Source organism: Ectobacillus sp. OTK (assembly GCF_059698935.1).
Window position 1 is genome coordinate 2,414,647 of record NZ_AP048547.1, and the last position, 12,497, is coordinate 2,427,143.

Annotated in this window: 14 protein-coding genes; 12 read left to right on the plus strand and 2 right to left on the minus strand. The window is 39.5% G+C overall.

The features are described 5' to 3' along the window. Window positions 1-17: 17 nt before the first annotated feature. Complete coding sequence (locus AC6HZ4_RS11835) at window positions 18-725, minus strand: flagellin family protein (RefSeq protein ID WP_497495209.1); 708 nt, start codon at window positions 723-725, stop codon at window positions 18-20. A gap of 207 nt (window positions 726-932) precedes the next feature. Further along, window positions 933-1,751, minus strand: a complete 819-nt coding sequence (locus tag AC6HZ4_RS11840; protein ID WP_497495210.1) for a flagellin N-terminal helical domain-containing protein — start codon at window positions 1,749-1,751, stop codon at window positions 933-935. Window positions 1,752-2,099: 348 nt separating this feature from the next. Between AC6HZ4_RS11840 and AC6HZ4_RS11845 the strand changes: the two genes are divergently transcribed. The 12 genes from AC6HZ4_RS11845 to AC6HZ4_RS11900 all read left to right on the plus strand — a co-directional run bounded on the left by AC6HZ4_RS11845 (window position 2,100) and on the right by AC6HZ4_RS11900 (window position 12,443). After that, window positions 2,100-2,810: a lytic transglycosylase domain-containing protein gene (locus tag AC6HZ4_RS11845; RefSeq protein WP_497495211.1), complete on the plus strand. Its 711-nt coding sequence runs from the start codon at window positions 2,100-2,102 to the stop codon at window positions 2,808-2,810. Window positions 2,811-2,852: 42 nt separating this feature from the next. Next, on the plus strand, window positions 2,853-3,083 hold the full coding sequence (locus tag AC6HZ4_RS11850; protein ID WP_497495212.1) for a flagellar motor switch protein FliN: 231 nt from the start codon (window positions 2,853-2,855) through the stop codon (window positions 3,081-3,083). Window positions 3,084-3,124: 41 nt separating this feature from the next. Next, window positions 3,125-4,114 carry a flagellar motor switch protein FliM gene (gene fliM, locus AC6HZ4_RS11855; protein WP_497495213.1) on the plus strand — a complete coding sequence of 330 codons (990 nt, stop codon included), beginning with the start codon at window positions 3,125-3,127 and terminating at the stop codon, window positions 4,112-4,114. Between the two features lie 77 nt (window positions 4,115-4,191). Beyond that, window positions 4,192-4,536, plus strand: a complete 345-nt coding sequence (locus AC6HZ4_RS11860; protein WP_497495214.1) for a FliM/FliN family flagellar motor switch protein — start codon at window positions 4,192-4,194, stop codon at window positions 4,534-4,536. A gap of 180 nt (window positions 4,537-4,716) precedes the next feature. Next, window positions 4,717-5,046 (plus strand): flagellar motor switch protein FliN, encoded by a 330-nt coding sequence (locus tag AC6HZ4_RS11865; RefSeq protein ID WP_497495215.1) that lies wholly within the window; start codon window positions 4,717-4,719, stop codon window positions 5,044-5,046. Then, complete coding sequence (locus tag AC6HZ4_RS11870) at window positions 5,027-5,824, plus strand: EscR/YscR/HrcR family type III secretion system export apparatus protein (protein WP_497495216.1); 798 nt, start codon at window positions 5,027-5,029, stop codon at window positions 5,822-5,824. The genes AC6HZ4_RS11865 and AC6HZ4_RS11870 overlap by 20 nt, the downstream gene beginning before the upstream one ends. Window positions 5,825-5,914: 90 nt before the next feature. After that, entirely contained in the window at window positions 5,915-6,184 is a 270-nt protein-coding gene (locus tag AC6HZ4_RS11875; RefSeq protein WP_497495217.1) for a flagellar biosynthetic protein FliQ, read from the plus strand. Between the two features lie 32 nt (window positions 6,185-6,216). After that, window positions 6,217-6,978 carry a flagellar biosynthetic protein FliR gene (locus AC6HZ4_RS11880; protein ID WP_497495681.1) on the plus strand — a complete coding sequence of 254 codons (762 nt, stop codon included), beginning with the start codon at window positions 6,217-6,219 and terminating at the stop codon, window positions 6,976-6,978. Between the two features lie 23 nt (window positions 6,979-7,001). Next, the gene (locus tag AC6HZ4_RS11885; RefSeq protein WP_497495218.1) at window positions 7,002-8,048 is read left to right on the plus strand and encodes an EscU/YscU/HrcU family type III secretion system export apparatus switch protein; all 1,047 of its coding nucleotides are present in this window, start codon (window positions 7,002-7,004) and stop codon (window positions 8,046-8,048) included. Window positions 8,049-8,085: 37 nt separating this feature from the next. Then, the gene (locus AC6HZ4_RS11890) at window positions 8,086-10,155 is read left to right on the plus strand and encodes a flagellar biosynthesis protein FlhA (protein ID WP_497495219.1); all 2,070 of its coding nucleotides are present in this window, start codon (window positions 8,086-8,088) and stop codon (window positions 10,153-10,155) included. 51 nt (window positions 10,156-10,206) lie between these two features. Continuing rightward, entirely contained in the window at window positions 10,207-11,622 is a 1,416-nt protein-coding gene (locus AC6HZ4_RS11895; protein ID WP_497495220.1) for a hypothetical protein, read from the plus strand. A gap of 47 nt (window positions 11,623-11,669) precedes the next feature. Continuing rightward, entirely contained in the window at window positions 11,670-12,443 is a 774-nt protein-coding gene (locus AC6HZ4_RS11900) for a flagellar hook-basal body complex protein (RefSeq protein ID WP_497495222.1), read from the plus strand. Window positions 12,444-12,497: the final 54 nt, after the last annotated feature.

A 12,497-nucleotide genomic window follows, 5' to 3' on the forward strand; every position in this document is an offset into this window, starting at 1 on the left:
GACAGCGGAAGCTGCCACTATTGAAAAAGAGAATAGAGTGCAATCGGATTTTGATGGGCTTGCGAATGCATGCTGTTAGCTGCTTCATCTAAAATTTGCACCTTCGTCTGTTCACTTCGTTCTTTTGCAGCACCAGCATCTGAAATCGAAGAAGATGGCAGTGCTGATAAAATGTCCGTCTGTTCATGCATGCTATGTAAGGTCATCCGGCTTTTTGAGATTTGTTGAAGGGCAGCATTAATATTGCTCACAGCAGCGTACGCCATACTCACAGGATCGACTGCAGAATTTTTGGAATTAACAGCATTTGTCCCATGATAGGAAGACGTTTCCTCCGATTTAGAATGGCCAGCCAACAGCGTACTATGCACATGGTCAAAAGTAAGCTTTTTTGTGTGCTGCGAATCTTCTTCGTTTAATGGTATGCTTTGTTTTTGTGTATCATTTGCTTCAGCAATTGCTTGTACAAGAATATCACGCATATTGAGTAGTGTGCTTGTGATGGCACTGAGTGCTGTATCCGTTATTGGAGCAGGAGGATTTCCTTGCAGAACAGAATGCTGCTTTTGCAGTTCGTGTGAACCTACAGTAAAAATAAGATCATTAGCGTCGCTTGTTTGGCGATCCATACGATGCATAGACTGCGCCATATATGCATCGTGTTGGAGCAAGCATTGCTGTGCCTTTGTTATGGCAACCGATACAATAGAATCTATTTTCATCACATAGCGCCCCCGTTATTTAACAATGATTCTCTTGAATTGTTTAGAATAGTAAAGCAGTTATACTGTATATTAATATAATTGTAAAAAATGAATATTGATGCTGTCAACACACTAGATAATGGATTGACTAGTATGGAAAAGGAAATAAGAAAAACGCCCTGCTATGCAGGGCGTTTTTCTTCAATCTATAAAGCGAGCGAGTAGTTATTATTGAAGAAGCTTGCTCACTGCCTGTGGTGTTTGGTTTGCTTGAGACAGCATGCTGATGCCTGCTTCAGATAAGATTTTGAATTTTGTCATTTCAGACATTTCTTTTGCCATGTCTGCATCTTCAATTTGAGAAGCAGAAGCTGCCATTGCTGTTGCTTGGTTGTTTACGTTTTCTACGTTGTAGTCTAAACGGTTTAATGTAGCACCAAGGTCAGCTCTGTAGCCAGCTACCGTATTAATAGCATTGTCAATAGCAGTAATTGCTGATGTAGCATTACCTTGAGTGTCAATAGCGCTTGCGTCAATTGCAAGTGTAGTTAATGAAGAGTTAATTGTAGTCAAATCCAAATCCAATGTATCGTTAGCTTTATCAGAAAGCTGAATTTTTAGAGTGCCGCCTGAACCATCAAGCAACGTTTTTCCGTTGAAGTTAGTATTAGTAGCAATATGCGTAATTTCTGCCTGTAATTTTGTAAATTCGGAATTCAGTGCAGTTCTATCACCAGCGTTATTAGTATCGTTGGCAGCTTGAGTTGCAAGATCTTTCATACGAACTAAGATATTAGAAATAGAGCTCAATCCAGATTCTGCAGTTTGGACTAAAGACATAGCATCTTGCGTGTTACGAGAACCTACGTTTAATGCACTTTCTTTTGCGCGCATACGAGTTGCGATAGCAAGACCTGCAGCATCGTCAGAAGCAGAGTTGATGCGCTTACCGCTGGAAAGACGGTTCATTGCTTTGTCCATTTGAGCTTGGTTTTGACGTAAGGATTCTTGTGCTTTCATACTAGAGATATTAGTATTAATTCTCATAATTGTGGCCCCCCACTATTTTTATATTTTATAATTGATTGCCAATGTTTTTTATTTTTTATATTTTTATAATAAGTAAAAGCGATTTTATGAAAAACATTAGCAAAATCAACTTACACCCTTATTGTAGGCGGTAGCAGGGGCAATGTCAATTAGTACTCATTAAGTTTCGTATAGTAAAATAGTACGATATAGGGCGTTTTTTTGTTTTTTAATAGATTTTTATTTAATTTTCATTTAATTTTTATATTGTTAGGAAGAGATTTTTAAATATTCCTATACGTATTATCTTGAAAACTATTATAAAACAACTTAAGATAAACATATCTCCGTTTAAAAGGTGAGGATATGATAAATAATATTGTAAAACAAGTGTTGTCATATAAAAAAGCGCAGTTTGAGGCTATTATGAGTAATGCGCGTTCGTTTGTTGCGCAAACTGCAGGTGAACCGAGCAGCTTTTTGCAGCAGTTAGAGAATGAGCAGGCAGCCGCAACACAGGAGAGTTCATCAGTAAAGCAGGTTGGAGATCAACTGGCTGCAACTATCACAAATAACGAATGGGCACGTCGCTTTTCTTCTATTATTGAACCTGCGAACAAAAGCAGCGCTGCAACAGGAAGTAATGATGCATGGAATATTATGGGCAACTATACTGTTCAGCCGATTCAGGCAAAGTATAAAGGCGCGTATATAGATATTATTGAAGAAATGAGCCGAAAATATAAAGTTCCGGCTGCATTGATTCAAAAAATAATTGAAACAGAATCAAACTTCAACCCGAAAGCTGTGTCGTCAGCTGGGGCGAAGGGCTTGATGCAGCTTATGCCAGCTAATTTACAAGCGCATGGTGTTACAAATGCGTACGATCCAAGACAAAATATTGAAGCTGGTGTGCAGGAGCTTAGCGGCCACTTATCACGTTATCACGGTGATCTTGTTATGGCGCTTGCGGCCTATAATGCAGGACCAGGAAATGTGAAAAAGTATGGCGGTGTACCTCCATTTGGCGAAACTAGGCGTTATATCCAAAAAATCTTAAATGTGAATGTAGGATAAGTTCTTTTTATCCATTGTTTACATTGCAGGGAGATGTTATTTATGAAAATAAATGAAAACATTCCTTTAACTATTTATTTTGAGTTAGGAAGCACACGAAAACAAATTGATGATTTGCTTAGTATTACAAAAGGGACGTTGTATCGGCTCGAGAATTCCCGTAAAAATGTTGTTCGGATTATGCTTGAAAATCAAGAAATTGGTACGGGTAGAATTTTAACAAAAAGCGGGAAAATGTATGTGGAAATCACAGACTTAACCAGTCAAAAATAAAAAACGTTATATGATGTAGATGGAAGTGAGGGGGGATGTCCATGAGCGGCGGCGAGAAGCTAAGTCAAGAACAAATAGATGCCCTGCTAAGAGCGATGCAGGAGGGGGATGAAATCCCGAATTATGAAGAAGAACTGGAGGAGCAGGGGAAATTTCAGGAGTATGACTTTAATAGACCGGAGAAGTTCGGAATCGAGCATTTACGGAGCCTGCAAACAATTGCAACCAATTTCGGAAAACAGGTTACACAGTCATTGTCCGCACGGTTGCGTCTCCCGATCGAACTGGAACCGTCCACAGTAGAACAAGTTCCGTTTATGAGCGAGTACGTTGAAAAGATGCCAAAGGACTATTATTTATATTGTGTTCTGGATTTAGGAGATCCTTCTTTAGGGCAGATTGTTGTCGATGTGGATTTAGCGTTTATTATTTATCTTCATGAATGTTGGCTTGGCGGAGAGCCAAAGCGGGATTTTACGTTGCGCCGGCCGTTAACAAATTTTGAGTTTATTACGTTGAATAATTTTTTTAATGCATTAAACGATAGCTTAAAGCAGGCATTTGAAGGGGTAACTCCTATTCAACCGAAGCTGGTGTTGACGGAAACTACGCCGACCGCCTTGAAAATTACAACGGCAAGCGACATAATTTCGTTGATGAACGTGAATATTAAAACAGAGTATTGGAACACGACAATTCGTATCAGTATTCCGTTCCTATCTGTGGAACCTATTATGGACAAGCTCACATCGGAAAATATCGTGGAGCACTCCTCCCATAATCGTAAGAATTATGTGGAAGAGGTAGAGCATGAACTAAAGAAAGTAAAACAGTCCGTTCGCGTTATAATAGGTGAACGAAAGGTTACGATTGATGAATTGCTGCAAATCGAGGAAGGCGACATTGTTCCGCTTAATGTAAAGATAACAGATAAGCTAAAAGGATATGTAGGCGGCAAGCATAAATTTAATTGTCTAATCGGAAGAGAAGGAACCCGAAAGGCATTTTTATTTAAGGAGTTTATAGAATAACGAAGCATGCGATAGGCACAGGCACTCCCTGTGCTTATCGCATATGAAAGGGGGAAGCTCGGCCACGAGCGAAAATAATGGACGAACGCTTTAAGCACACTGTATCAACAGTAGAACTGGTGGATTTTAATTCGAAAAAAGAAGTTAGCGGAGAGGGAAACAAGCAAGGTACGCTTGAAACTGTTTCTGATATATATGTTGATCTGATTGTTAAGCTAGGGAAAAAATCTGTAACAGTAGGCGATGTTCAGAAATTAAAGGTTGGCGATATACTTGAGGTAGAGAAGAAACCTGGACATAAGGTCGATATTTATTTAGGAGAGAAGAAGGTAGGAATTGGAGAAGCTGTATTGATAGACAATAATTTTGGGATTATTATTTCTGAAGTTAATACGGATTTGAAAAAGAAAATGCAGCTGTAAAGAAAGATAAGGAAAGAAAGGCGTGGCAAGGCGAATTTGGAAAGAAAATCGGATTGGCTATCATTTCGCAATATGATAATCTGTGTTATGAAATGATTTGCTTCAATTTAATGTGACGAAGCAATCATGGACTAGGAAGGAGGATGCAGCTATACAGTAGAGGCTGCACAATCTGGGCATATGACATATGTAACGACTTTGCTGCAAATTTCAGTGTTTCTTGGTGTGTTAGGCTTCGGTGCCTTTTACATGATGAAAAAAACGCGAAAGCATCAATTATATAAACACGGCGAAAATGGCATTATTCGTGTAAAAGACGGCGTTTATTTGAATCAGCAAACGAGCGCTTTTTTATTTGAAATAGAGGGAAAACACATTTTTACAGTTTTAAGCAATCATGGTGTTCATTCCATTCAGTTAAATGAAAAAAGTTTTTCGGCAATTTTAGAAACGAGCTTAGAAGAAAAAAAACAAGCGGAAGGAGCGCAAAATGCAGAAACCGCAAATTAAAAAAGACAATATAACGAAAACAATGATTTTTCGCATTTTCTATATTGCAACGTTGACTTTCATGTTAAATATTTTTTATTTTGGAAAAAGCGCATATGCCGCAACGAATGCAACAAATGGGCTGCTTGACTTATCCGGAAATGGCTCGTTTTCATCAAATTCGAGTGTGCAGCTGTTTTTGTTAGTTACACTGTTGTCGTTGTCCTCCTCCATTTTTTTAATGTTTACACATTTTACGTATTTTGCAATTGTACTTGGGATAACAAGACAAGGAATGGGATTAATGAGTCTTCCGCCTAACCAGGTGCTTGTCGGCTTTGCGTTATTTTTATCACTATTTACCATGCAGCCCGTGCTGTCTGAGTTAAAAGGACAAGTCTGGGATCCATTGCAGGCAGGAAATTTAACAACGGCACAGGTGATTGAGAAAAGCGAGCCTATATTAAAAACATATATGGCAAAGCATACGTACGAGCATGATTTAAAGATGATGCTCAAGGTGCGGAATGAGGAATTGCCGGAAAAGAAAGAGGAAGTTTCTTTATTTTCAATGGTTCCGGCTTTCACCTTAACCCAAATTCAAAAGGGCTTGTTGACGGGTATGTTTATTTATTTGGCCTTTGTCTTTATCGATTTAATTGTTAGTACTGTGTTGATGTATTTAGGGATGATGATGATGCCTCCAATGATGATTAGCTTGCCATTCAAGATTTTGGTATTTATTTATGTAGGCGGTTATACGAAAGTTGTCGACATTATGTTTAAAACAGTATCCTAGCTTGCGTGATTAAGAGAATCTGAGACGAGAGGAGGGAGTACGGAGAGGGTTGCTTGTGGAATAAGGGGATTCCTTCCGTGCGCTTTCGCGATGAATACATCACCGATTTTTGATATTTTTCAAACGTTTTTCTATAAAGGTTTTGAGGTACTGCTGCCGATTGCAGCGGTGAGTACCGTGGTTGTAGTGATCATTTCCATTATCATGGCAATGATGCAAATTCAAGAGCAAACACTTACGTTTTTACCAAAAATGGCTAGTATTATCGTTATTTTGGTGGTGCTTGGACCGTGGATGTTTCAAGAAATTGCATCAGCCATTACAGAGCTGTTTGATCGTATTCCAACATTATTGCAATAACAAAATTAATAGAAATAAGAGGGCAATATATGATTAGTATGGATATATGGACAGCAATGCTGCTGGCTTTTTGTAGAATCGGTTCATTTTTATATTTTTTGCCTGTTTTTTCTGGAAAAGCCGTTCCTGCAATGGTAAAAGTGACATTCGGGCTGGCATTATCCATATCAGTCGCCGATAAAATTGACATTACCGGAATTGAGACGATACCTGGGTTAATTGCTTATGCAGTGACGCAAATTTTAATAGGAGTTGCGCTCGCAAAAATTGTTGAATTTTTCTTAAGTATACCGAAAATGGCTGGGCATATTATGGATCTCGATTTAGGCCTTGCGCAGGCAAGTTTACTGGATTATAATGCCGGGTCTCAATCCACTCTGATATCGACGCTTCTTGATATTTTCTTTGTGACCATTTTCGTAGCGCTTGGAGGATTAGATTATCTTGTTTTAACGATTATGAAGTCTTTCGATTATACAGCAACAGCAGCGGCGCTCTTGCAAGCTGATTTTTTGAAAGTCGTGATGGCAACGCTTCTCTTTGCGATGACATCAGCAGTAGAAATTGCGCTTCCTATTATGGGGAGCTTGTTTATTATTAATTTTGTGCTTATGTTAATCGGAAAAAACGCGCCGCAGCTCAATATTTTTATGAATGCCTCAGCTGTAAAAATTACAGTAGGAATTCTTTTTATTGCGATAAGTGTACCGATGTTTGCATACGTGTTTAAAAACTTGACAGAGATGTTGTTAGAGGAATATACACGTTTATTTAACTTTTTCCTAACAAAGTAAGTGTTTGAAAAGGGGGGAGTCGTTTGGCAAAGGATAATAAAACAGAAAAAGCCACCCCGCAAAAAATCAAAAAAGCGCGTGAGGAAGGAAATATTGCGAAAAGCAAGGATCTAAATAATGTATTTACGCTTCTTGCTTTCGCTGCTGTATTGCTCTTTTGGGGTGATGGACTGGCAATAGAGATTGCCAATGCAGTTAGCATCTTGCTAAGCAGCATTGATGCCTCGACAGAACCAAAGCAATTTTTTTTTCTAATGGGCTCATTGCTTGTGAAAATTTTATTGCCTATTGTCATTCTTGTATATGCTTTTCACATTATGAATTATTTAGTGCAGGTGAGGTTTTTATTCTCGGCAAAAATTATTAAGCCCAAAGCCTCTCGTATTAATCCCAAAAATTATTTTACTCATTTATTTAGCCAGAAAAGTCTTGTCGATCTTTTGAAATCGTTGCTATATACCGGTTTACTTGGATATGCAGCATATATTGTTTTAAGAAGAGGGATAGAGGGCTACGTTGCGAGCATTGGCTCAAACTGGGTCGGTTCCTTAATCGAAGTATTTGAAGGAACGAAGTCAGTCTTTTTGATCATTCTCATGATTAGCTTAGTTTTAGGCATAGTCGATTATGTATACCAAAGATGGGAGCATAATAAAAATCTCATGATGAAAAAGGAAGAGGTTAAGCAGGAGCATAAAGATAACGAGGGAAGCCCGGAGGTAAAACATAAGCAAAAAAGCTTTATGTACGCCATTATACAAGGAGCAATGGCGAAAAAAATGGATGATGCAACCTTCATCTTGAATAATCCGACCCATCTCTCAGTAGCTCTTCGCTATCGGAAAAATGAGGATGCAGCTCCGGTTGTTCTTGCAAAAGGAGAAGACGAGCTTGCGATGTATATGAGGCAGCTAGCGAAAGAGAATAAAATACCAATGGTAGAGAATAAACCGCTCGCACGTGCTTTGTATTATAATGTAGAAGAGGGAGAGCACATTCCTGAGGATTTATATGTCGCTGTTATTGAAGTGATGAGATATTTAATTCGAACAAAACAAATAGAAATATAGATTCAGTGCAACAAGAGTGGAGTAGGAGGAAGTTCATATGTCTCGTCTGAATTCTGCGAAAACATATGTTTCAATTTTTTTGGCTGTATCGTTTGTTGTGGCGTTGCTTGTTCCGCTCCCACCATTTATTCTCGATCTAGTCCTTGTCTTTCTGCTTGGACTAGCTGTTCTTGTATATATGAGAGCGACAACGATTAAAGAGTGGGATGAGTTGAAATCATTTCCGACGATGCTGTTGTTAATAGGAATTTTTCGTGTTTCCGTAAACGTTTCGACCACACGTGCTATTTTAACCCATGGAGAAGCGGGGCATGTTATCGAGCAAATTGGAAAATTTGTAATTGGTGGCAATATATTAATTGGAATTGTTATTTTTATCGTATTAATTATTTTCCAATTTATCGTAGCAAACGGTGCTTCCCGTACTGCGGAGGTAGCAGCACGTTTTACACTCGATTCCTTACCCGGCAAGCAAATGTCGATTGATGCAGATTTAAATCAACGCATTATTGCCGAAGATGAAGCGAAGGAAAAACGCAAAAAATTAAATATGGAAACAGAATTTTACGGTGCGATGGATGGTGCTGGTAAGTTTGTTAAAGGTGACGTTATCTTCAGTATCGTAATTGTCTTTGTTAACGTTATTTTTGGTTTGATTATTGGAATGATGCAGAATGGAATGAGTTTCCAGGAAGCAGCTTATCATTATACAATGTTGACAGTTGGCGATGGGATTGTTGGGCAAATTGGTTCATTATTGCTGGCGATTGCAACAGGTATCATTGTCACGCGTGTATTTGACGGCTCTGAGGATAACTTAAGCGAAGGTATTTTTAAAGAATTAATGGCGCATGAGATTATTGTATATGCGCTCGGTGGGATGCTTATTGTAATGGGCATTTTTACACCGCTGCCACTCATTCCGTTTTTATTGGTTGGAATAGGTATTATCTTCTTTGGATACCGTAATAAAAAACGGTTAAATCAGGAAAAAGAAGAAAAACTACAAGAAGAACTAAACATGATGAAAAACGAAGCAGAGGCAGGCGCAGGCCAGCTAGACGATTCTTTTGGTGTTTTTACTGATAAATATCCAATTATTGTCGAACTCGGCCTTGATTTGGCCGCGCTCATTAAACAAAAAATTGACGGAGAAACCGCCCGTGATAAAGTTGTGCTAATGCGTAAATCTATTATCAATGATTTGGGCATTAACATTCCTGGTATTAACTTTAAGGATAATACGAGCTTTAAGCCGCGAGGTCGTTACGTGATTAAAATCAAAGGCGCAAAGGCGGCGGAGGGTGTGTTAAAATCCGGTTATTTATTAGCTTTAAAAACACCGCATGTTATGGTGGATCTAGACGCGGAGCCGACAAAGGATCCGATATTTGGAGAAGACGGCTATTGGATTATGGAGCATATGGTACAGGATGCGCAGTTGAAAAACTACCAAGTGCTCGAGCCGTTAAGCATTCTGATTACACATTTAGATGTTGTGATTCGTAAAAATCTACATGAGCTCATTCAGCGCCAGCACGTAAAAGATTTGATTCAATCGCTGGAGAGAGAGCATGAAGTGCTGCTAGATGAGATTAAGAAGAAGGAAATTGATTTATCTCTCATTCAAAACGTAATTAAGCAGCTGTTGAAGGAAGGGATTTCCATACGTGAGCTGCCGACGATTATGGAAGGCATTATTGATGGCAAGGAGGTATATCAAAATCACGTGGACGGCGTGACATCTTATGTCCGTGAATGTATTTCTAAAGTAATTTGCGAAAATGCGAAAAACTATGACGGTAAAATTTATGGTGCGTTGTTTAATGATAACATTGAGCTTGGGACAGAGGTAATGAACAACGGCTATCAAGGATATTTGCTCAACTGGGATTTGGATCAGGAGATGCGTGTAATGGAGCAGGTGCAGCATGTGATGAAAAAAGCGCGTCTTACGGGCCGAGAACCTGTTTTGCTCACGCGTCGTAAGGATTTCCGTTTCGGTGTTGTCCGGTTGCTTGAGCGTTATCAGCTAGATATGAAGGTTCTCGCGATCACGGAGCTTTCCCCAGAAACGATTGTAGAACAAATTGCGGTTATCGAATAACGATGCTATGAAAAAGCTGCGCTTGATATAGACCAAAAGGAGGTGTGAATATTGCATACACTGGACAACCAAATGCTAACACAATTAGAGGTTGTACGGGCAGCTTCCAAGGATGAACTGTACCAGAAGCTTTTTGAGCAATATGGTAAGCAGTATTACCACATTATTGATCAAAAGACAAAACGAAAATTCCCGCTTTTTTGGAAGAAGGAATATGAATTAAAGGTGATGGTGCTGCATCAAGATGAAAAAGCCAACAGTGAGAGCAACGTTAAAGAGGATGCATTCAAACCGGAGGCACGGGAACCGAGGGATGAAGGCATACAGAATGTGCTCAAGAATTTAGAAATGAAAACGAGTGAGTTACATCGGAAGAGCCGAACTGCCTCCTTTGACCCGGCTGCTGAGGCAGCCAAGAAAAAAGAATTATTGAAGCTGCTCAAAACAGGATTTTCCATGTACGACGAGGTAGAACAGACCGTTGTGAAAAAGGCAGAGGTAGAGCAAAACGCGGAGAAGCAAATCCAAAAACAAAGCCTGGAGCAAAGCAGTAAGGATATTGAAGAGCTCAAGGCGGCCATTGCTATGATTAACGGACCGGCGGATGACGTGGATGACGGGGAGAAGAAGGGCCTCCTTCCAGATATGATTGAACAATTTTCTGATTTACTGAAGGAAAATGATGTAGATGATAAGCTTATACAGACGTATACGAAAGCATTGCAAGAAAAACTAACAGATGTACAAATGCTGACTGAGCAGGAAGTACGTACCCGATTATTGCATGAAATGGCAAAGCAATTTAAAACGGCCCCTTTGCTCGATGCGGATGAAAACAAGATTATTGTGTTGTTTGGACCGACAGGGGTCGGAAAAACAACGACTATTTCAAAGCTTGGCTGGCAGTTTTATAAAAAGAAGCGAAGCTTCGGCTTTATTACGACCGATGTATTTCGCTCCGGGGCCATTCAGCAGCTGCAAGGGTATGCGGATCTGATGCAAAGCGAGCTTCGTGTTGCTGCAGGAAAAGAGGAGCTTTTGGAAGCGGTGGAATATTTCCGAAATGTCAAGCGTGTGGATCATATTCTCGTTGACACTGCTGGGCGTAATTACATGGATGAGGATTCTGTTGAAGAGGTACAGGAGTATATGGAGATTTTACATCCGGATATAGCATGCCTAACTTTTTCTGCATCTATGAGGAAAAAAGATGTGTTAACGGTTTTAACGCGATTTCAACCAGTTAAGGCAAACTGTTTAATTGTGACAAAATTAGACGAAACAGAGTCCATTGGGGATTGGCTCAGCGTTTCGGAAGCTTCGGATGTGCCAATTTTATTTGTAACAAATGGGCAAAATATTACAAAGCATATTCATATTCCAACAAAAGAATGGTTGGCTGAACGTGTTCTTTCAAAGGATGCGCCGCTTCAGGGAGAAATATTTGACTTACGCAGAGATGAGTGAGAGAGGAGAGAAGAGTTCGGATTGTCTTATAACCGAATTCGCCTTACATGAACGGACTGTATATTGGTTCTAGCGGAATAATTAATTATATGCAGCATTTAAATGTAACTGCCAATAATATTGCAAATACACAAACGGTAGGATTTAAAGCGGATAAGCTTACATCCAAGGTATTAGAGACAGAAAAGACATATCGCAATGATGCCATGCAACGGACATGGATTGGAACGATGGATTACGCTGTAACGCCTAAGGCAAATCACGTCAATTTAATGCCTGGAACGATGAAGATTACAAATAGCAGTACAGATTTTTATTTAAAAAATGCAAATGCTGAGGAAGCATCTTTCTTTGTTGTTCAGCAGGGCGAGCAAACATTTTTAACGAGAAACGGGCAGTTTTCCGTGAATGACAGCGGGTATTTGCAAACAACGTCAGGAGCACTTGTGCTTGATGTCAATAACAACCCGATTCAGATTGCGCAGGGGACGAGCATTGGTGTTAGAGGCAACGGACAATTGTATGATGCGAACACAAATGAGGCAATCGCTGTACTGCAAACAAAAATGGTAAACAAAGAAACAGCTGCATCTCTTGAAAGGCACGAGAATAGTACCTTTACAGTACAAGGAAGCAATATTGCTGCATTACCAAATGGGACGGCAGAGGTTCATAATTATATGCTCGAAAGCTCCAATGTAGATATAACACAGGAAATGTCTGATATGATGATGAATCAGTCTTTACTAAAAGCATCACAGCGCGTGATGCTAAGCTTTGATAAAATATATGAAAAAGAAGCAAATGAACTAGGAAAATAGTAAGATGCCAGGAAGCAAGCAGCCCGTCTCTTTTAGCAGAGATGGGTTTTTTAT

Coding starts and splice junctions, on each gene's coding strand:
- AC6HZ4_RS11840 (WP_497495210.1), bottom strand. CDS start 1,751: ATGAGAATTAATACTAATATCTCTAGTATGAAAGCACAAGAATCCTTA.
- AC6HZ4_RS11845 (WP_497495211.1), top strand. CDS start 2,100: ATGATAAATAATATTGTAAAACAAGTGTTGTCATATAAAAAAGCGCAG.
- AC6HZ4_RS11850 (WP_497495212.1), top strand. CDS start 2,853: ATGAAAATAAATGAAAACATTCCTTTAACTATTTATTTTGAGTTAGGA.
- fliM (WP_497495213.1), top strand. CDS start 3,125: ATGAGCGGCGGCGAGAAGCTAAGTCAAGAACAAATAGATGCCCTGCTA.
- AC6HZ4_RS11860 (WP_497495214.1), top strand. CDS start 4,192: ATGGACGAACGCTTTAAGCACACTGTATCAACAGTAGAACTGGTGGAT.
- AC6HZ4_RS11865 (WP_497495215.1), top strand. CDS start 4,717: ATGACATATGTAACGACTTTGCTGCAAATTTCAGTGTTTCTTGGTGTG.
- AC6HZ4_RS11870 (WP_497495216.1), top strand. CDS start 5,027: ATGCAGAAACCGCAAATTAAAAAAGACAATATAACGAAAACAATGATT.
- AC6HZ4_RS11875 (WP_497495217.1), top strand. CDS start 5,915: ATGAATACATCACCGATTTTTGATATTTTTCAAACGTTTTTCTATAAA.
- AC6HZ4_RS11890 (WP_497495219.1), top strand. CDS start 8,086: ATGTCTCGTCTGAATTCTGCGAAAACATATGTTTCAATTTTTTTGGCT.
- AC6HZ4_RS11900 (WP_497495222.1), top strand. CDS start 11,670: ATGAACGGACTGTATATTGGTTCTAGCGGAATAATTAATTATATGCAG.